Origin of the sequence: Pseudolabrys sp. FHR47 (genome assembly GCF_005153485.1) — a bacterium.
Classification (GTDB): Bacteria; Pseudomonadota; Alphaproteobacteria; order Rhizobiales; family Xanthobacteraceae; genus Pseudolabrys.
The window spans coordinates 4,057,618-4,076,998 of sequence record NZ_CP039740.1; the positions used below are offsets into that span (position 1 = coordinate 4,057,618).

The window sequence follows — 19,381 nt, forward strand, 5'->3', positions numbered from 1 at the left end:
CCCCTTACGCGACCGGTCCGGGGATCGACTCGATGTCAACGAGGAACGCCTTGTATTCCGGCGTCTCGATGTTCGCGTCTCCCACGAAAGGCGTCAGCGAATTGGGACCGAAACCCTTCTTCGTTTCGCCCATGAATCCCCAATGCAGGGGGATGCCGACGATATGCACCGTCTTGCCGTCGCAGGTGAGCGGCTGAATGCGCTTGGTGACGACGGCTTTCGCCTTCACCGATCCGCGCTTCGACCACACCCGCACCCAGCCGCCGGACTTGATGCTCTTCTCGGCGGCCAGCTGTTCGCTGATCTCGACGAAGAACTCCGGCTGCATGGACGCGTTCAACTGCGAATGCTTGGTCCAGAAGTGGAAGTGCTCGGTGAGACGGTAGGACGTCGCCGCATAGGGGAAGTCCTTGGCCTCGCCGAACTGCTCCATGTCGCCCTTGAACACGCGGGCGGCCGGGTTGCCCCGCACCTTCGGGGCGATGACGTTGGCGACCGGCGATTCGAACGGCTCGTAGTGAGCCGGGAACGGACCGTCGCGCATCATGCCGCGGGTGAACAGGCGGGCCGAGCCCTCCGGGTTCATGATGAAGGGACCGACGACGTCGGGCTTCATGGTCGGGCCGATGTCCGGCACGTCGTAGCCGGTCCACTTGGCACCGTCCCACCACAACAGCTTGCGGCTCTCATCCCACGGCTTGCCGTTCAGATCCGCCGACGCACGATTGTAGAGGATGCGGCGGTTGACCGGCCACGACCACGCCCATTTGAGATAGGCGCCGGTTTCGTCGGGGTCCGAGGTGTCGCGGCGGGCCATGTTGTTGCCCGCCTCGTTGTAGCTGCCCGAGTAGATCCAGCAGCCGCAGGCGGTCGAGCCGTCGTCGCGCAGAGCGGCGAAGGACACGACCTGCTTGCCCTTCTGCAGGACGAGCTTGGTCGGATCGTTCGGGTCCGGCACGTCGGCGAGGACGGAGCCGTTGACTTCCCTGGCCAGTTCTTCCGGCGTCGGGTCGCCCGGATCCTTGTAGCGCCAATCCAACTTGAGGATCGGCTCTGCGAAGGCGCCGCCCTCCTGCTGGTAGAGCTTTTTCAGACGCAGGTGAATCTGCGCCATGATCCAGGAATCGGGCTTGGCTTCGCCGGGCGGGGTACCGCCGGCCCAGTGCCACTGCAGCCAGCGGCCCGAGTTGGTCAGCGATCCTTCGTCCTCGGCAAAGCACGTGGTCGGCAGCTCGATCACTTCGGTCTGGATCGAGCCCGAGTTCACGTTGTTGAAGTCGCCGTGGTTCTCCCAGAACCGCGCCGTCTCCGTCTGCAACGGATCCATGACGACGAGGTACTTCAGCTTGGAGAGCGCCGCGGTGAGCTTGGCGCGATTCGGGAACGACAGCAGGGGGTTGAAGCCCTGGCAGAAGTAGCCGTTCACCTTGCCCTGATGCATCAGTTCGAAGATGCGCAGCACGTCGTAGGCCGGCACGTCGAGCTTGGGCAGATAGTCATAGGCGAAGTTGTTGGCCGGCGTTGCGTTATCGCCCCACATCGACTTCAGGAAGCTCACGAAGAACTTCTTGTAGTTCTGCCAGTAGCTCATCTGGTTTGGCCGCAACGGCTTGAAGCCGCGGGTCGACATGTACTGGTCGAACGACGCCTCCTTCTCCGTCGGGATCGCGAGATACCCAGGGATCAGGTTCGACATCAGGCCGAGGTCGGTCAGACCCTGGATGTTGGAATGACCGCGCAAGGCGTTCATGCCGCCGCCACGCACGCCGATATTGCCCAGGATGAGCTGGAGCATCGCCATGCAGCGGATGTTCTGCGAACCCTTGGAATGCTGGGTCCAGCCGAGCGCGTACATCGACGTCATCGTCTTCGTCGGCGACGAGCACTCCGAGATCATCTGCGCCACCTTCAGGAACTTGTCCTTCGGCGTGCCGCAAATGCGCTCGACCATCTCAGGCGTATAGACCGAGACGTGCTTCTTCAGCAGGTTCCAGACGCTACGCGGATGGTCGATGTCGGATTTGACAAAGCCGTCTTCGCCCAGCTCGTAGTCCCAGGTGGAGCGGTTGTAATCGCGACGGGCTTCGTCATAGCCGGTGAACAAACCGTCCTGATAGCCGAAGCCTTCCTTCACCACATAGGAGGCATTGGTGAAGTTCTTCGTGTATTCCCACTGCACCTTGTCGTTCTGGATGCAGTAGTTCATCACACCGAGCAGGAACGCGATGTCCGTGCCCTGACGGATCGGCGCATAGTAATCGGCGACCGACGCCGAGCGCGTGAAGCGCGGATCGACGACGATCAGCTTGGCGCCGCGGTTGGCTTTCGCCTCCGTGACCCACTTAAAGCCGCAAGGATGCGCCTCGGCGGCATTGCCGCCCATGATAACGACGAGGTCGGTATTCTTGATATCCGTCCAAGAGTTCGTCATCGCACCGCGACCGAATGTTGGGGCCAGACTGGCCACCGTCGGTCCGTGTCAAACTCTTGCCTGGTTATCGAATGCCAGCATCCCCGTGCTGCGGACCACTTTGTAGGTGGCCCAGGCGGTTTCGTTCGAGGTCGCCGAAGCCGCCAGGAAGCCAGTGGTCAGCCACCGGTTGACGGTGGTGCCGTCGGCGTTCTTGGCGACGAAATTCTTGTCGCGGTCGTCCTTCATCAGCCGCGCGACGCGATCGAGCGCCTGATCCCAGGACACGCGCTCCCACTTGTCCGAGCCCGGCTTGCGGACCTGCGGATAGAGCGTGCGTGTCTTGGCGTGAACGATGTCGAGGAGACCGGCACCCTTCGGGCACAAGGTGCCGCGGTTGGTCGGGTGATCCGGATCGCCTTCGATGTGAACGATCTCGGCCTTCTGGCCCTTTTTGAGATCGCCCTTCGAATACATGATGATGCCGCAGGCGACCGAACAGTAGGTGCAGGTGTTGCGGGTCTCGGCCAGATTCGCGAGTTTCCATGGCCTGATCGACGTCGCATAGGCGGCTTCGATATCACCGAAGCCCAATGCACCCAGAGTTGTGCCGGCAACACCCGCGCTTGCGCCTTTCAAAAATTGGCGCCGCGAGAGCTCCATATTCATCGTCTTGGCCCTCCTTTGAGAGCTTAGCCCCCGCCGGGGGACGACTGTCGCTCGCATGACCCTCCGGCATGCGAAACGGCGCGCGACGGCGCGCTTTGGGACGGTATTTTTGAACTGGAACAAAGTCAAACTCGCGCCGGTTCTGAAGGTGCAATTTTGTGTTATGTTGCAATGCAATAGAGGCGCCGCGATCATAATTTGAGTCGACGAGACTCAGGACCGCGTCAGAATTATATTTTTGTTGTGACTGTCCGACACCGCCGAGTCCTTTTGGTCATTGACCGTTCGACCTGAGCGAGAGCACACTCCACGCCGTGATTTCACATGCTGCTCCCGAGTATCGGGGCGTATCGTGGCAATGGTTCTCGATCGGACTGGCGGGCGCGGCGATAGCAGCCGCCGTTGTTTTGGTTATGCCTGTGTCGGCATGCGCCGCAGGCCTCGTTCCCTGGACCGAACCAACCCCTCCTGCCTTCGACCTTGCGCAAGTCGGCGCGCCGAACGCCGCGACTTTTAGCCTCGGCAGCCAGCGCGGCGACGCCGTCCTCGTCCACTTCTTCGCCAGCTGGTGCGAGCCCTGCCGCGACGAACTGCCGGCGCTCAAGCGCCTCGCCGAACGCGGCGCGCCTGACCTGAAGGTCGTGGCGGTCGCCGTCGCCGATACCGATTCGCGGCTGCGCCGCCTGCTCGACGAGACCGGCGTCAGCTTTCCAGTCCTGGTGGATCGGGACCGTGCGGTCGCCCGGGCGTGGTCGGTTTCCACCCTACCCTCGACCATCGTTCTCGATGCGCGGCATCGGGCGCGCCTGATCGTCGAATCCGATTTCGCCTGGGACACCATCGAGCCGAAGCAACTGATCGGCCGGTTGTCCCGGCCCGAAAAAGACGTTTTGCAACAATCGTCAGTCACCCAGGGAGGACACTAAGATGTATCTCGACCGTCGCACCTTGCTGAAAGCCGGCGCTGCCGTGACGCTGACCGCGGGCCTGCCGCGCTTTGCCTCGGCCGCCTTCAACCCGCAGCCCGGCGCCTGGCGCACTTTCGACCTCGTCACCAAGCTCGAAATCGCAAAGCCGGAAGGCAAGACGCAGGCCTGGGTGCCGGTGCCCGCCGTGAACGAGGCCGACTGGTTCAAGTCACTGGGCAGCCAGTGGACCACGAACGGCACTGCCGCGCTCAAGCGCGACGCCAAATACGGCGCCGAATTCGTCCATGTCGAATGGAAGGACGGCGAAGCCGCGCCCGCCATCACCGTCACCAGCCGCATCGCGACGCGTGACCGCGCTGTCGATCTCGGCAAGTCCGGCAGCGCGCAACTGACGGCCGCCGAACGTAAGCACTACACCGAGGGCACCGACCTCATTCCGACCGGCGGCATCGTCAAGGAGACATCGGACAAGATCGTGGCTGGCGCCAAAACCGATGTCGAAAAGGCGCGCGCGATCTACGAATGGATTGTCGACAATACGCAGCGCAATCCGAAGACACGCGGCTGCGGCATCGGCGATATCGCTTCGATGCTCAAGACCGGCAACCTCACCGGCAAATGCGCCGATCTCAACGCGCTTTATGTCGGCCTCGCCCGTTCGCAGGGCTTGCCGGCACGCGATGTCTACGGCATTCGCGTCGCGCCGTCGAAGTTCGGCTACAAGAGCCTGGGCGCCGGTTCGGAACTCGTCACCAAGGCGCAGCACTGCCGCGCCGAAGTGCATCTGGCCGGCATCGGCTGGGTACCAGTCGACCCGGCTGACGTGCGCAAGGTCGTGCTCGAGGAGCCGCCGGCCAACCTCGCGCTCAACGACCCGAAGGTGGTCGATGCGCGGCAGAAGCTGTTCGGCGCCTGGGAGGGCAACTGGCTGGCCTATAATTTCGCGCATGACATCTCGTTGCCGGGCGCGACCGGGCCTAAGCTAGGCTTTTTGATGTATCCGCAGGCCGAGTGCGGCCCGAACCGGCTCGACTGCCTCGACCCGGATACGTTCAAATACACGATCATGGCGAAGGAACAGACGGCGGCGTGACGCGGTTTTTGTCAATTGCACGAAAGAGCGGGTGCCGCACGCGCGGCACCCGGCCTGTTCACGCCCCCGTGTGCGGTGGAACTCGGGGGCGCTCCTCTCTGTTGGTCATGCGACCACGGACAGGAGCATGCCATGAATATGCGCGCAGTATTGCTATCCACCATTTTGGCCTCGACGATCATCAGCGGCGCTGCCATCGCGCAGCAACAGCCATCGGAGCAACCGGCAGCGCAGCAGCCGCGGGAAAGTCAATCGCACACGCCGCAGACCGGCAACGACAGCGGCACAAAGCCGGAGAATATGGGCTCGACCGGCTGGACCGGCGGCACCGGCGGCTCGCATATCGGCACCAGCAACACGCTGACCGAACAGGGCGACGCGAGCAAAGGGACGACCGGCGCGGCCTCGGACGACACCAAGACTCTCTCGCCAAATTCGGAAGCGGCCAAGGACCAGCCGCTGATGGCGACCGGCGTCGATCTCAAGGGACCGCCGACGCGCTTCCCGGCCAACCAGACGCCGGAATAAGCATTTTTCGGGGGGGGCGGTGAACGCGCCCTCCGCTATCGCCCTCGACTTGCGCGGCCTGCGCTGCCCGCAGCCGGTGCTGCGCGCCAAGAAGGTGCTGCGCGGCATGGAAGCCGGCGCCCGGCTGACGCTCGAATGCACCGACCCCCTCACCGTTATTGACGTTCCGCATTTCTGCAATCAAACCGGCCACCGGTTGGTCGCGCGGGAGAAGCGCGACGACCTCTATATCTTCACCATCGAGAAGAGCGGTTGAGCCGTGGCGGTGTATCTCGACAGCAATGCGACGACACCGATCGAGCCCGCCGTGCTCGAGGCGATGCTACCTTACCTCAGGGAGCATTTCGGCAACCCCTCTTCCGCTCACGCGCTCGGCCACGCCGCCCATGCGGCCGTGGACAAGGCACACGCCCAGGTCGCTTCGCTGATCGGCGCCGCGCCGGACGAAATCGTGTTCACGAGCGGTGGCACCGAAGCCAGCAACATGGCGATCCGCGGGGCGGCGGCGATGAGCGCGCGGCGCACGATCGTCACCACCAATATCGAGCATCCGGCGACCGATTCCTGTTGTGCGGTGCTGGCGAAACAAGGCTTCACCGTCAAGCGGCTGAAAAGTTCGGCGGCGGGTCTTGTCGATGCCGCGGAAGCGCGCGCGCTGATCGACAGCGACACCGCGCTCGTCACCATCATTCATGCGCAGAACGAGATCGGTACGCTGCAGCCGGTCGCGGAAATTGCGGCCATCGCCCATGCTGCCGGCGCGCTGGTGCATGTCGACGTGGCACAATCGGTCGGCAAGGTGCCGGTCGACGTAACGGCGCTCGGCGCTGACCTGTTGTCCATCGCCGGACACAAGCTTTATGCGCCGAAGGGCGTCGGCGTTCTCTATATCAGGCGCAGCGTTGCGCTGCCGCCGTTGCTGGTCGGCGCCGGCCAGGAAAACGGTCGCCGCCCCGGCACCGAAAACGTGCCCTATATGGTGGCGCTCGGCGAAGCCTGCCGGCTGGCTCAGGAGGCCTTGCCGGAGGTCGAGCCACGCCTGCGGGCGCTCAGCGCCCGGCTGCTCGAGCGCCTTATATATAATGTGACCGGCCTAGCCTTGGTCGGCGACCGCGAGCGGCGGCTGCCCAATACATTGAACGTGCTGTTTCCCGGCGTCTCGGGCCGACAGTTGCTGGCGAATTGCCCCGGCGTTCTCGCCTCGAACGGCTCGGCCTGCCATTCCGACAGCGAAGAGCCGTCGGCCATCCTGCTGGCGCTCGGCATTCCGCGCGAGGCCGCGCTCGGCACCGTGCGTTTGTCGCTTGGACGGCACACGACCGAAAGCGACGTCGATGCCGCCGCCGAGCGGCTCGCGGAAGCATGGCACGCCCTCACAGAACAGAACCTGCGCCGGAAAGCAGGTTAAGGAGCAAGGCTCATGAATTTCATGCAACCGATCAGGCTCAGCCATCTGTCCCACGGCGGCGGCTGCGGCTGCAAGCTGGCGCCGTCGGTGCTGCAGCAGTTGTTGTCGAGTCATCCGGTGGCAACGCCCTACAAGCAGTTGCTGGTCGGCGTCGAAACCGGCGACGATGCCGCGGTGTGGGAGCTGGATAACGGAACTGGCAACCCGACTTGCATCATCGCGACCACCGACTTCTTCATGCCGATGGTAGACGAGCCGCGCGACTTCGGCCGCATCGCCGCGACCAATGCCATCTCCGACGTCTATGCGATGGGCGGCACGCCTATTTTCGCGCTCGCCATTCTCGGCATGCCGGTCGACAAGATTCCGCCGGAGATGGTGCGGCAGATTCTCGAAGGCGGCGCGTCGGTGTGCGAGGCGGCCGGCATTCCCATCGCCGGCGGCCACTCCATCGATTCACCAGAGCCCATCTACGGCCTCGCCGTCATTGGTACCGCGCCGAAGGCTCATATCCGCCGCAACGCCGATGCCAAACCCGGCGACACACTGATCCTCACCAAGGCGCTCGGCGTCGGCATCTATTCGGCGGCGTTCAAGAAGAGCGCGCTATCGCCCGAGGCCTATGGCGAGTTCATCGCCTCGACGACGTTGCTCAACAAGATCGGCGCGACGCTCGGCGGCAATCCGGATGTCCATGCCGTCACCGACGTCACCGGATTCGGCCTGCTCGGCCATGCGCTGGAAATGGCACGCGGCTCCGGCGTGACGGTGAATGTGAAGGCGTCTGCACTGCCGCTGCTCAAGGATGCCGTGAGCCTGGCGCAGCAGGGCTTCGTAACCGGCGCCTCGGGGCGCAACTGGAAGAGCTATGACTCCGCGATCAAGCTGCCGGACGGCACGCCGGACTGGCAGCGCCAGATCCTGTGCGATCCGCAAACCTCGGGCGGACTGCTGATCTCCTGCGCACCGGACAAGGCCGACACCCTGCTCCAGGACATCGTGACCGCCGGCTATCCCGCCGCGCGCATTATCGGCAGCATCGAGGCCGGCGAGCCGCTGGTGAGCGTCGACTCTTCCGCCTTTTGAAGACCATGAAAGCGTTCTGAAGTTTTCTGATATTTGCTGTTTTGCGTTCTAGTTTAAGATTTTTGCGCTATGCGTACCGCATCGGCGGGGCGGAACCCGCGGACGGGGATTATGGTTTTTCGTTTTGACGGGTTCGAACTGGATCGGCAGCGGGCCGGGCGCTCTCCAAACAGGAGTTGATGGAGACGATCTGGCCGAAAGTTTTTGTCGGCGAAACCTACTGCCGCTTCCTCAGCGCCACCAACCATTTCGCCGAAAGCCTCGTCACCTGCGCGCGGACGCTGAGCTTCGATCCCTGGAACGGCCTCGCGCACTTCCTGGTCGGGCTCGGCCAAATGCATCTCGGCCGTTTCGAGGACGCGCTTGCGACGTTTCGGTTGGCCGATCGATACGACACGCCGCCAGTCTCGCGCTGGACCTGGCTGGTCGGTGTCGGATGGGCCTATCTCGTCCTCGGCGACGCCGAGTCCGCCGTGCCCTGGCTGCAGCGCTCGATTGCCATAACACCGGCCACCGGACGCACGCACATGCTTCTGGCCGCGGCCTACCAGCAATTGGGTCGAACCGACGAAGCCCGGGCGGCCATGCAGCAAGGACTGAAGCTGCGGCCCGGCACAACGGCACTCACCGTGGCACCACCGATGAAGAATGCGAGCCCGGCATTCAAGGAATCGTCCGACCAACAAATCCAGTTCATGACCGCCGCGGGCCTGCCGGAGAGGTAGGCGCCGAACCACGACGATGCGTGGATCAGATCCTGTGCGACTTGATATGGCCGCGACAGGCGGCGGTCGCTCCCTCGCACAGCACTGGCGCTTATGGCGTCATGCCCGCATGATGTTCGTCATGCGGCTGGGTCTCGGGCGCCTTGCGGCGCTGTTCGAAAACGAAGAGCCGAATGGCCGACGACAGATTGCCATGTTGCCGCTCGGCATCGATGCGCGCGACCAGTTGCGACAGATGCAGCCCGAGATCGTGCGCGATCGTGCGCAACTCCTGCCAGAACACGTCCTCGAGACTGACGCTGGTCTTGTGGCGCCCCACGACGATGGAACGCTTGAGAACGCGGGAACGCAGATAGCCGTTGTTTTCCTGATGCGACGGTTTGTGTACCGGGCGCGGCAGCGGGCCGTCTCGGAGGCCGTCAACGTTGCGCGATGGCTTTTCAGTCATGGCTTGCCTCGACTGATTACATTTCGTTCTTAGTACTATAGCACGGCACACTCGAAAGTTGCAGATATTTTCACAGATGCCCTGCGGGAAAAGGCGCTGTTTTTAGCTACAATCAGTAACAGAGCACCTCGCTTCTAAAGACCACAATAAACGGCGCTGGTAAGGGCGAACCACTCGGGATGGCATCGAATTTACGTGCATACCGTTAGATGCATTTTCAACTTAAACGTGTAGTATCCTTCCAGCAGCATTAAGTGAATACGCTACCGCTCACTGACGTAACGCCGCACTAGTTTCCTCGCAGCTTTTCCTGCGATCCTCTTCTCGACCACGGCCTCGGCACGGCTGTTGCTGGGAACGCCGTTGCGCAGGCGCTGTGTTGCCGGCGCGCGCTGTGGTGCTGGCCCGGTCTGTGACGACGGGGCGACTACGCGCGTTGCCGGCGCCGCTGTCCGAGCGGCGGTTGTCGCGCGGCCCGCGATGCGGTCGGCGATCCAGGAGCGATAGGCCGAGACGCGGGTATAGACGCCGTATTTGTTCGGCTGGCCGCAGCCTTCGCCCCAGCTCACGACACCGGCCTGATAGAAGGTGCCGTCGCCATTGCCGACGATGAGCGGCCCGCCGCTGTCGCCCTGGCAGGAGTCCTTGCCGCCGGCGCGAAAGCCGGCGCACAGCATGCCGGGGGTGATGCCGCCGGCATAGGCGTTCGGCGCGTTGCAGGCCTCATTCGACACGATCTGCAGGCCGACCTGGCGCAGCACGTTCTGCACGTCGCCGCCTTCGGCCGTATAGCCCCAGCCAATGGCGGTGGCGTTCCGGCCGGGACCAGCAAACTGCTCGGCTTCGGCGGCCGGCAGCGGATTGACGGTCGCGACACGAGCGCGCTGCGACAACTGCAGGAGCGCGACGTCATTCTCCTGCGTGATGGTGTCGTAGCCCTCATGAACGATGATGCGGCTCACGCCGTAGATGCGGCCACCACCGGAGAGCTGGTTGCTGCCACCGTAAACCTGGATGTTCGGTGCCTGCTCCGGCTTGACGCAATGCGCCGCGGTCAGCACCCAGTCGGCGGCAAGGAAGGAGCCGCCGCAGAAATGACCGTCGCGCGGATTGGAATTGCGCACGCTGATCGAGGCTATGAACGGATAGGCATTGGCGGGCGCCGCCTCGCCGCCCATGATACGCGGCTTCAGCGCCAGAAGGCGCGTCCTGTTCTGAAGATATTGCTGCGCGTCGCGCATCACGAGCGGCACATCGGATGGCGTTGCGGTGCTTTGCGGATAGAGTGAGCGCGGTCCCAGTTGAAGAGGCTGCGGCGACGTGGCGGACGCGGCCGAGCGCGTTTGCGTTGACATTGGCGGATTCGCCGCCATGCGACCGGTGGGCGGCGCCGGCAAAGACGACATCTGCGCGATCTGCGGCTTGGCTTGCCGTGGCGGCTGCGGTTTGCCGGCCAGGCGGTCCATAATCCACGGATATACCGAGGTGACGCGCGTATAGACACCGAACTTGTTGGGCCGCCGGCAGCCTTCGCCCCAGCTCACGATACCGATTTGATAGCGGCCGCCTTTACCATCGCCAACCGTCAGCGGACCGCCGCTGTCGCCCTGACAGGAGCCCTTGCCGCCTTCGGGAAAGCCAGCGCAGACCATACCGTCGGTAACGACGTCGGCGTAAGAGGCGAGTCCGTTACACGTCTGATTGGACACGACCTGAACGGTAACGCCGCGCTGGGCATTTCCCGCTTGCGTGCCTTCCGCGGTCAACCCCCAACCGACCGCCGCCGCCAATGTGCCGACGGCTGCGAGGCGTTCTGCGTCGGTCGGTGCAAGCAGGCGCAAAACTTCACCGCCGAAGCGGGTCGTCAGGCGCAGCAACGCGACATCGTTCTCTCGCGTATCCTCATCGTAGCGCTCGTGCACGATCACGCGGTCGACCGCGAACACCTTGCCACCGGTCTCGAGAAAATTGCTTTCGCCATAGACCTGGATCTTCGGCGCCGAATCCGGGCGCACGCAGTGCGCCGCCGTCAGTACCCAGTTCGGCGCGATGAACGAGCCACCGCAGAAATGGCCGTCACGGGCCTCCACGCCTTTGAGTCCGATCGACACCATCCATGGGTAGACGCCCAGCGGCGCCGGCTCTCCGCCCATGATGCGCGGGCCGACTGCAAGCAGGCGCGTGCCGATGGCGATATTTTGAATGGCATCGCGCATCACCAGAGGAATAGCGACGTGATTGGTGAACACGGTGGGCTGCGGATAGAGCACGCGCGGACCGATCCATGTCTGATATTGCGCGTGCGCGGCCGGCGCTCCGACACAGGTCAGAGCAAGCAGCGCAGCCAGCCAAGGGCCGGTGCGTTTATTGGGTTCCGGTCGCGCTGATCGTACCATTGATCCAGTCCCGATACTCGGCCAGCGCGACATAAACGCCCGGATATCGCTTGTCGGTGCAGCTCGCACCCCAACTGACGATACCGGCTAGCTCCGCCGTACCTTGCCTGTTGTAAACATAGGCCGGCCCTCCGCTGTCGCCTTGACAAGAGTCGGCCACACCGATGCCGGCGCAAAACATCCGATCGGTAACGGCGCCGCGATAAGCGTCGTTGCATCTGTCGCGGCTGACCACAGGCACCACCGCCAACAGCAGATTGCCGGAGACGGGAGCGTTGGCGGCGAATGAGGAAGTGCCCCAGCCGATGATGAGCACGCGGTCGTCGGCGCGCAGTGCGGATTGCGCAAGTTCATCGGAAGCGATCGACGCCGGCGTGCCCGGTAACGGTTCGGCGAACCGCAACAAGGCAAGATCGTTCTCCGGCACGCCGCCCGCGGAGACGCGATAGTCGGGATGCAACGTGACATGAACGACCGGCTTACTCACGCCGCCTCGGTACAGCACGTTCGTTCCGACAAGAATCTGCAGCTTCTCCGGCACTATCGGCATCGCCCGCGCGGTTCCATCCCCGCGCGCGGCGGCGACGCAATGCGCCGCGGTCAAGACCCAGCGCGGATTGATCAAGACCCCGCCGCAGAAATGCCCTTGTTGCTGCGGCACGCCGGCGACACCGATGGACACCATATTGTTGACCGCGCGCTCGGGCACGATACGGGCGAAACCTTGAAAGGCCGGTGCAGGACTAGCCGACCGCAAGCTCTCTACACGCCGCTCATACAAGTTTTCCACGCGCGGCAGCGAGCGCTGGAGATCCTCTTCTGCACATGCCATCCCCGCAGCGATAACGAGCATAAGCGGGCCGGCGAACCAGCGTAGCGAAAGATATCCGCTCATTCGCCGGGCCCTCCATTGGCTTGGATCGCGCTCTTGATCCACGGCACGAAGTGCTGGACGTCGAGATAGACGTTTGTCTTCTCGACCTCGGATGGACACACCGCCGGCCACGACACGATGCCACCCAGATAGCGAACACCCTTGGCATCATAGAGGATGAGCGGACCGCCACCGAAACGGTAACAGGTGTCATGATGAGGCAGCAGTGATGCGGCGCAGAACACACCGGTGCCTTTAAGCCTCGAATAGTTGCCGTTGGCGAAACAGTCGTCGTCGCGAATTACCGCTTCCAACCCTTGTTGCGTCTCGCCGAGCTGACGCCGCGTTAGGCTGAGGTTGGCGACGCCCCAGCCGGCGAGGAGCGCGATCTGACCAGATTGCGTTCTGATCGGGGGCCCTTCGAGCTTCAGCGGCGGACCGAAATCACGCTTCTTCGTGTCGATGCGCAGGAGCGCGATGTCGTTCATTAACGTCCGGGGATTATAGGCCGGATGCGGGACAACTTTCGTCACGACTGCTCTTGGACCAGGCTGCGACAGCCGCGATGTATCGAAAAGCACATAGGGCTGCGGGTCGACCGGCCAGCGCCGCCGCCAAGCGAAGACGCAGTGCGCCGCCGTCACAACCCATTGCGGAGCAATGCGTGTGCCGGCACAGAGATAGCTTTCCTGCAGCGAGCGTTTGCCCTCCGCGATTGCGACAAGAAAGGGGAGGAGTCGCGCGGGCGCAGGTTCCGGCGATACCTCCGTCCCGAACCCGGCGTCCGGCCCAAGCGGAGCCAAGGTACGACCGTTATCGCGTGGCAACGGTCGCAGTGCCGGGTTTGGTGGAAATGTCGAAGGTGCCTTGAACGTCTCGTTGAGATCACGAAGGATGTCTTCCTCACGCGAGATCGCCGACCCTCGCTCGGGCAAGGCGAGCAGTGACAAGAATATAGCGAGTGCGAGCAATGCGCGCGTCACTGTGACCTCCGCCTGTCGTCCATATGAACGCCACGCACGAGGCGCCGCGGCGACACGACGATTCGCGACTTCCTTACTGCCGTCCGTTGGCTGGCCTTGGGGGCGGTGGCGGGCGCCGCTGTATCGCTGGTTGCGGGCGAGGTCGCAGCCGCTGTGCCGGTCGTGAGGTCTTCGCCATTCTGATTTGGCTTGGCGCTGCCGTTCGGGGCAGTGGCGATAACGGCGCCGTTTTCGGTAATGCCCTTGTAGCGGATCAGCTTGTAGCCGTTCATCTCGCTCGGCCGGTAGGTGCGTTCGCACACGCCCTCGCATTCGTAGCGGGTCGACGACTCCAGGACCGTGAAGGTCGTCGCGGCCCCTTGCACAAATCCGGTGAACAGGCGGATGTGTCGCTGCGGCCAGTCGAAGGCATCGCCGGGCTTGAGGGCGTCGATGCTATCGACTTCGACAGCAACATCGAGCAGGCCGCTGGTACCGCGCTTCTCGATGCCCCAGGCTCGCGACACGAAGCCGGAACAGTCGACGCCGGCGGAGTCGGCGAAGATGCAGTAGTTGTATTCCGCCTGCCGGCAGGTGCAGAGGCTGCCCGCGAGCGCGCCCCATTCGGTGCGCGTCCGGAAGGTCTGCGGTGTGTCCTCACCGCCCCAGCGGTAGGGCATAGGACCTATCGTCGTGCCAATCAGAGCTTCGGAGAAGTGTCGCGGCCTGAGCCATATGTAGGAACGGGCCGGATCGCAACGGTTCTCGATGCCGGGGCGCAGGAAATTCTCGCGCTGCATAACCCAGTTGACGGACAGGTAGGCTCGTGCGTTCTCCAGGACTTTTGCGCGCGTGATCTTTGGTGCGGCGACATCCAGTTCCACAGATTCGGTGCTGTCGTTGAACGGCGTCGAGGTGTCGCCCTGCACCGACGTATCGATCGCGATCTCTCGAAGCTTGCGCGACAGACCGCGCAGTTCGGTATCTCCTGGACGACGATTGCCACGCGGCGGAGCGGTGAAGTCGTATTCGTCGATCTTGACGCCCTCGCCTGTCGGCCGCAGAACGCGCAGCAACCCGCCGGCTGTGATGGCGAGGAAGTTTCGCGGCACTTCCTCGAAATTGTCGAGCGGAACATAGGCGACGCCGGTCAGCCGGCCGGCCTTGTCGAAGCGCTGCACGAAAACGCGGACCTGCAAGGCCGGCTTGACCGCGACGATTTCCTCGGTGGCGACGAAGCGGTTGTCGCCATTGCCGATCGATATTTCGTGAGCCTGTGCCAGCCGGCCGCCGGCGAGCGAGCGGACGGTGAGCGGATGTGAGATGCTCTGCCGCTCGTCGTTGACGACAAGCTCCTGCGGGTTCCGGCGTATTAGCCGCCTCGCGCGCTGCGCGGCGTCCGAAACATTCGGCGTGATCGTCAAAGTCGTGGCGGTGGCCGGGTCAATGCTGCGCGGGATGGCGATCTGCATGCGATGACCGGCGTCTATCAGGCGGATCGCCGTCGGCTGACCGACAATGTCCTCGGTGTCGAAGCCACCCGGGAATTTGGCGCGGCCGAGAACGCGGCCGTCGTCGTCGAAGAACACAAGAGCATTGTCGAGCGGGTCGCGCACCGCCATCAGCCCGTCGCGGACCCACATGAACTGGTCTGGTACTTGCCCGATCTGTTCCGGTGCAGTGCGGATCAAGTTGAGCGTGTGAATGACCGGCTCGGCCCTCACGGAAGGCGGCAATGGCGATCGGACCACGGCAGGAGGCGCGACATCTGGTTCCGTCACCGGCGGCAGCATCGGCGGTCCGACCGGGGTGGACTCCCACAAACGTCGTGAAGGGGGCTCGCCGGCCGGCGGCGACGGTCGCTCATCGACGCGCGGCGCGGCGTTGCGAACCACTTGTAATTGCGTCCGTTCGCGGAGCTGCGCTTGCACGCCCTCGACGGCGACAAAAGCGAGGGCGACGGGGAGCGCCACGCGCAGAAACAGCGATGTCGACAACAAGCCGCCTGCCATCATCGAACCTCCCCCGGTAGTAAATATGTACTACGGATTTAGTTTGTACATTCTAGCTACCTTTACGTGTGCCGAAATCGGGATGCTGAATTAACGCTAAGGATGATGGTTAAGGCACGAACGGAGCGGAGCGGACGTGGCAACGAGCGCGCCGCAATGCCCGAGACATCCGGCGGATAAGCCCGGTAATCAGTTTGTGCGCAGGATGTGATTGTCCCAGCGAACCTTGGTCGTCACCGCGCGATCCTTCGTATCGAGCACAACGACCTGCCCCTCGCCCGACGTCGCGAGAAAGCCGCCATCGCGTGGCGCAAGACCGCAACCATCGGCCAGTGCAGCCGTGCGAACGACGCGGCCGGCAGTGTCGACAATCACGATCAGGTTTCCATGCGGCGCTGAAATCGCGACATGATCGCCGTCATTGCTGCTGGCGACCGAGCCGACATAGTTCTGCATGGCCTGCAAATGCTTCGCGGGCATATCGAGCAGCCGCAGACCGATCTCGCGCCCGACCTTGCCGATCAACGGCGGCAGGTCGCTCTGTGCGCCCTCGTATTGGCAACCGAACCAAAGGTCGCCGCTTCGGTCAAATGTCATGTGGCGCAGCGACAATTGTCGCCAGCGCGGCTCGCAGGCATGTCGTTCGACGAGCGTACCGCTGCGCCGATCGAGGAAAACGATCGAAGGCTCCATGCTGTCGAGGTTCAGCTTGGCGCGGCCGAAATCGGGGTGGGTCTCGATGCCGCCATTGGCGATCGCCAGTGTACGGCCGTCCGGGGTCAGCAGAATCTCATGCGGGCCGATGCCGTGCGTTTCGAATTCGCCGAGACGCCGGAATCCGTCCGATGCATCGTAGATACCGACCACGCCGCGCGCGGCGTCGAAATCGTTCTCCGTCGCATAGAGCAACCGGCCATCCCGCGAGAAGACGCCGTGACCGTAGAAATGCCGTCCGGCGGCGCTCACAATGGTGAAGGGTGTCTGCCGCCTTGAAGGGTCCATGACCAGCGCGAACGTTCCCGGGCGGCGCGCAAAGACCACGATGCGGGCACTCACCGGGCAGACCGTGGCGTCATGCGCGCGCGCCGGACAGTCTTCGAGATGAAGAATGGTGCCGTCTTCGGTGAACAGCGCGACGGCGAAAGCGCCGTCGGATTTCTGACAGGCGGAGACATAAAGCGCGTCGCTGCGGGCAAGCGCCTCCTGACGGAACGGGGCGAGGCCCGCCAGAAACGCGGCGCCGCAGGCTGTCACGAAACTACGCCGGTCAATCATGATCAATCACCGTCGGCGGAGGAAAAGCCGACCGACAGGCCGAGCGATTGCGACACGTCCTGTCCGATCAGCTTCTGCAGGCTTTGCGTCAGGATCACCGTGTAACCGAGCGCGCGATATTGCCGGGTGTCCACGATGGCCTGTTCCAGGGGCAGCGTGATCTGGGCGATGGCGCGGTCGGCATTGCCGAATTCGAACATGACCGAGTTCTGGAACGAAGCCGCTTCGGCAGGCAACAGCTCCCCGATGCGCGATCGTTCGAACAGATTCTGCAGACCGTTGAAATTCGCCTGGATCGAAGCGACGGTCAGACCGGACCGCCAGTACGGCACCATTTTTGGCCGGGCGCTCGATATGTCGCTGCCAAGCATGGGCTTCAACCGGGTGTCGCGGATCGCCTCGAAACCGTGGACCAACACACCGACAATCTGGTTCAGGACTTCTTGCTCGGTCCGATAGGTGGCATTGCCGGGGCCGGGATTTGCGAAGCCCGCGAAGCCGCCGGGAACCTGCCACTGCGCACTCAGCTTGTCCGATATGGTCGCCAGATTGCGGAGGATGGCCAAGGCATAACGGCACCTGAAAGTATTGGCCTTGGTAACGAGCTCTTCCGATTCCGCGTCGAACATCACGTATTCGAGTGCCCCGAGACCCTGAACCGCGACGCTCTTGGCATAAAGCGAGGCCGGGTCCGCCGCGCTCTCGTCCTGCCCGGCCAGCAAGGCCTGAACCTGTCGCAGGGCGATGCCGCGGCGGTCGGGCCAGAACAGAAAGCGTTCAAGTTGATTGTCGCGCAGCACGGGCCCGAACCGGACCATCTCGATTTCAGACCAGGCGCTGACAATATCCGCGAACCGCGCGCGCGCCGCATCAAGGCGCTGCTGGCCCGGCGCGGCGCACAATTCGCCGATCGCATCGCGGCCCCGGCTCGTTTCAACGGCAAGTCTGGCATAGGCGGGTTGGAAGTAGCGTGTGACCGCCAGCGCTGCGACCTCCCGGGGCTGCACCCGCTGAGCAGTCGCCTTGTCAGTCTCCGCGACAAAGATAACGAGGGTCAGCGCGAACAGCAGGCGAATCGCCATCACAACGACTCCAGGAATCGTATCAGCGCGTCGCGGTCTGCCTTGCGCATGGCGGCAACCGCATCGCGCGCCTTTTGCGCCTCGCCACCATGCCACAAAATGGCTTCAAGCAGATTGCGCGCTCGACCGTCATGCAAGAAGTAGGTATGGCCGCTGACGATCTGGGTCAGCCCGATACCCCAAAGCGGCGGCGTGCGCCATTCCTGGCCATCGGCATCGCCATCGGGCCGGCCGTCGGCCAGACCTTCACCCATATCGTGGAGGAGAAAGTCCGAATAAGGCCAAATCAACTGGAAGCGGTGCGCGGCATGCGGTGCATCGCGCCGCGTCACGTATTTCGGCCTGTGGCACGACGTGCAACCGGCGGCGTAGAACAGTTGCTTGCCGGCGAGCACTTGCGGATCGTCGATATCGCGGCGCGCGGGCACTGCGAGGTTCTGCGAATAGAATGTCACGAGGGCGAGGACCGGATCGGGTGCTTCGGTATCGCCGAGCCTCGGTTGCACACCATCCGGCGCGTCGCGGCACACCGTCTGCTTTTCGGTGCAGTCGCCCCATGATGCCGGCGCGAGCGGAGTCGATATACCGATGTCGCCGGAGAAGGCGCCCGCGCTCTGATGCTTGATGCTCGGTTTCGAGGCCTTCCAGCCGAACCGGCCGAGAACCAGCTTGCCATTGTCGTCGAGGACGTAACTTGGCTTGCCTGAGATTCCGTCATCGTCCCGATCGCCGGGATCGGCCTGCGCAACGATATCAGCTTCATGAATTTGCTCGACCAGGCCTAGTCCGATCATCGGCGGTGCAATGCGCGGCGACAGCCTCACCTCCGGATCCATCGGCCCGTAACCGAGATCGGCGACGCGATAGGCTGGCTTGCGCAGCGACACCTCGGTCCCGTCGCCGAGTTTCACCGGCACTTCTGTGTAGTCGATGACCATCCGGCCCTCGCCCGGCAGTCCCGGAACGGCGAAGTTCTGCAACTGACCGCCATAGGTCGGCTCCGGAATCGTCAGCAGTCGCTTGTCGGCAAGGGCTTGGCGTTCGGCGTCCGAACGCGGCGGCACCGAAAGCCGCAGAAACAGCGAGACCGCATCCTCATCCGGAGTTTCGGGCGGCCGGCCGCGGCCGTCCTTCAGGTGGCAATGCTGGCACGCACGCGCATTGAACAAGGGACCGAGCCCATCGGACGCCTGGGTTGAGGATGGCGACGAGACCCAGAGCTTGCGGAATAAAGCATTGCCGAGCTTGAAATCGCTCTCCTGCTGAAAGCTCAGATTGGCCGACGAATGCGAGAATGAATCCGGCCCAATCAGTTTGCGCGACGTTGCGGCGCCTGCCGGCAGAGCCTCGAACGGCTCAGCCTTGCTGAAATCATCGGTCGGCCGGGTTATGGCACGGACGCGGGCGGCATCGCCGTCGCCAAGATCGGACCGCCCGGCCTGTCCGGCCGCCGCGAATGTCGGCGTCAACAGTGCCAACATAAA

General features: G+C 63.5%; 16 protein-coding genes. 7 read left to right on the plus strand and 9 right to left on the minus strand.

Features of this window, described 5'->3' with window-relative positions:
* Positions 1 to 4 precede the first annotated feature (4 nt).
* Positions 5 to 3,079 carry a formate dehydrogenase-N subunit alpha gene (fdnG, locus tag E8Q40_RS19775; RefSeq protein WP_137046141.1) on the minus strand — a complete coding sequence of 1,025 codons (3,075 nt, stop codon included), beginning with the start codon at positions 3,077 to 3,079 and terminating at the stop codon, positions 5 to 7.
* A gap of 314 nt (positions 3,080 to 3,393) precedes the next feature.
* Here fdnG and E8Q40_RS19780 point away from each other — a divergent pair, with 314 nt between their 5' ends.
* The 7 genes from E8Q40_RS19780 to E8Q40_RS19810 all read left to right on the plus strand — a co-directional run bounded on the left by E8Q40_RS19780 (position 3,394) and on the right by E8Q40_RS19810 (position 8,848).
* Positions 3,394 to 4,005, plus strand: coding sequence for a TlpA disulfide reductase family protein (locus E8Q40_RS19780; RefSeq protein ID WP_137046142.1), 612 nt, complete (start codon positions 3,394 to 3,396; stop codon positions 4,003 to 4,005).
* Between the two features lies 1 nt (position 4,006).
* Positions 4,007 to 5,101 carry a transglutaminase-like domain-containing protein gene (locus E8Q40_RS19785; protein ID WP_137046143.1) on the plus strand — a complete coding sequence of 365 codons (1,095 nt, stop codon included), beginning with the start codon at positions 4,007 to 4,009 and terminating at the stop codon, positions 5,099 to 5,101.
* A gap of 132 nt (positions 5,102 to 5,233) precedes the next feature.
* On the plus strand, positions 5,234 to 5,629 hold the full coding sequence (locus E8Q40_RS19790; RefSeq protein WP_137046144.1) for a hypothetical protein: 396 nt from the start codon (positions 5,234 to 5,236) through the stop codon (positions 5,627 to 5,629).
* A gap of 19 nt (positions 5,630 to 5,648) precedes the next feature.
* The gene (locus E8Q40_RS19795; RefSeq protein WP_137046145.1) at positions 5,649 to 5,885 is read left to right on the plus strand and encodes a sulfurtransferase TusA family protein; all 237 of its coding nucleotides are present in this window, start codon (positions 5,649 to 5,651) and stop codon (positions 5,883 to 5,885) included.
* Between the two features lie 3 nt (positions 5,886 to 5,888).
* Positions 5,889 to 7,037, plus strand: coding sequence for a cysteine desulfurase family protein (locus tag E8Q40_RS19800; RefSeq protein WP_137046146.1), 1,149 nt, complete (start codon positions 5,889 to 5,891; stop codon positions 7,035 to 7,037).
* Between the two features lie 12 nt (positions 7,038 to 7,049).
* Complete coding sequence (gene selD / locus E8Q40_RS19805; protein ID WP_137046147.1) at positions 7,050 to 8,123, plus strand: selenide, water dikinase SelD; 1,074 nt, start codon at positions 7,050 to 7,052, stop codon at positions 8,121 to 8,123.
* Positions 8,124 to 8,302: 179 nt separating this feature from the next.
* Positions 8,303 to 8,848: a tetratricopeptide repeat protein gene (locus E8Q40_RS19810; RefSeq protein ID WP_137046148.1), complete on the plus strand. Its 546-nt coding sequence runs from the start codon at positions 8,303 to 8,305 to the stop codon at positions 8,846 to 8,848.
* 91 nt (positions 8,849 to 8,939) lie between these two features.
* Here the strand turns inward: E8Q40_RS19810 and E8Q40_RS19815 are convergent, their stop codons facing one another.
* The 8 genes from E8Q40_RS19815 to E8Q40_RS19845 form a co-directional block, all read right to left on the minus strand.
* Positions 8,940 to 9,296 (minus strand): ribbon-helix-helix domain-containing protein, encoded by a 357-nt coding sequence (locus tag E8Q40_RS19815; protein ID WP_246662933.1) that lies wholly within the window; start codon positions 9,294 to 9,296, stop codon positions 8,940 to 8,942.
* Positions 9,297 to 9,559: 263 nt separating this feature from the next.
* The gene (locus E8Q40_RS19820; protein ID WP_168197919.1) at positions 9,560 to 11,692 is read right to left on the minus strand and encodes a trypsin-like serine protease; all 2,133 of its coding nucleotides are present in this window, start codon (positions 11,690 to 11,692) and stop codon (positions 9,560 to 9,562) included.
* The gene (locus tag E8Q40_RS19825; protein ID WP_137046150.1) at positions 11,661 to 12,587 is read right to left on the minus strand and encodes a serine protease; all 927 of its coding nucleotides are present in this window, start codon (positions 12,585 to 12,587) and stop codon (positions 11,661 to 11,663) included. The genes E8Q40_RS19820 and E8Q40_RS19825 overlap by 32 nt, the downstream gene beginning before the upstream one ends.
* Positions 12,584 to 13,549 (minus strand): trypsin-like serine protease, encoded by a 966-nt coding sequence (locus E8Q40_RS19830; RefSeq protein ID WP_168197920.1) that lies wholly within the window; start codon positions 13,547 to 13,549, stop codon positions 12,584 to 12,586. Before E8Q40_RS19830 ends, E8Q40_RS19825 begins: the two co-directional genes overlap by 4 nt.
* Positions 13,546 to 15,543, minus strand: a complete 1,998-nt coding sequence (locus E8Q40_RS22065; RefSeq protein ID WP_168197921.1) for a hypothetical protein — start codon at positions 15,541 to 15,543, stop codon at positions 13,546 to 13,548. Before E8Q40_RS22065 ends, E8Q40_RS19830 begins: the two co-directional genes overlap by 4 nt.
* A 186-nt stretch (positions 15,544 to 15,729) precedes the next feature.
* Positions 15,730 to 16,815 carry a DUF1513 domain-containing protein gene (locus E8Q40_RS19835; RefSeq protein ID WP_137046152.1) on the minus strand — a complete coding sequence of 362 codons (1,086 nt, stop codon included), beginning with the start codon at positions 16,813 to 16,815 and terminating at the stop codon, positions 15,730 to 15,732.
* A 2-nt stretch (positions 16,816 to 16,817) separates the two neighbouring features.
* Entirely contained in the window at positions 16,818 to 17,897 is a 1,080-nt protein-coding gene (locus E8Q40_RS19840) for an imelysin family protein (protein WP_137046153.1), read from the minus strand.
* The gene (locus E8Q40_RS19845; protein WP_137046154.1) at positions 17,897 to 19,378 is read right to left on the minus strand and encodes a di-heme oxidoredictase family protein; all 1,482 of its coding nucleotides are present in this window, start codon (positions 19,376 to 19,378) and stop codon (positions 17,897 to 17,899) included. Before E8Q40_RS19845 ends, E8Q40_RS19840 begins: the two co-directional genes overlap by 1 nt.
* Between the last annotated feature and the right edge of the window lie 3 nt (positions 19,379 to 19,381).

What these genes read in the sequence shown, in the direction of transcription:
- E8Q40_RS19835 (WP_137046152.1), bottom strand. Translation starts at nt 16,815, where the DNA reads ATGATTGACCGGCGTAGTTTCGTGACAGCCTGCGGCGCCGCGTTTCTG.
- E8Q40_RS22065 (WP_168197921.1), bottom strand. Translation starts at nt 15,543, where the DNA reads ATGATGGCAGGCGGCTTGTTGTCGACATCGCTGTTTCTGCGCGTGGCG.
- E8Q40_RS19840 (WP_137046153.1), bottom strand. Translation starts at nt 17,897, where the DNA reads ATGGCGATTCGCCTGCTGTTCGCGCTGACCCTCGTTATCTTTGTCGCG.
- E8Q40_RS19785 (WP_137046143.1), top strand. Translation starts at nt 4,007, where the DNA reads ATGTATCTCGACCGTCGCACCTTGCTGAAAGCCGGCGCTGCCGTGACG.
- selD (WP_137046147.1), top strand. Translation starts at nt 7,050, where the DNA reads ATGAATTTCATGCAACCGATCAGGCTCAGCCATCTGTCCCACGGCGGC.
- E8Q40_RS19825 (WP_137046150.1), bottom strand. Translation starts at nt 12,587, where the DNA reads ATGAGCGGATATCTTTCGCTACGCTGGTTCGCCGGCCCGCTTATGCTC.
- E8Q40_RS19810 (WP_137046148.1), top strand. Translation starts at nt 8,303, where the DNA reads ATGGAGACGATCTGGCCGAAAGTTTTTGTCGGCGAAACCTACTGCCGC.
- E8Q40_RS19820 (WP_168197919.1), bottom strand. Translation starts at nt 11,692, where the DNA reads ATGGTACGATCAGCGCGACCGGAACCCAATAAACGCACCGGCCCTTGG.
- E8Q40_RS19845 (WP_137046154.1), bottom strand. Translation starts at nt 19,378, where the DNA reads ATGTTGGCACTGTTGACGCCGACATTCGCGGCGGCCGGACAGGCCGGG.
- E8Q40_RS19790 (WP_137046144.1), top strand. Translation starts at nt 5,234, where the DNA reads ATGAATATGCGCGCAGTATTGCTATCCACCATTTTGGCCTCGACGATC.
- E8Q40_RS19815 (WP_246662933.1), bottom strand. Translation starts at nt 9,296, where the DNA reads ATGACTGAAAAGCCATCGCGCAACGTTGACGGCCTCCGAGACGGCCCG.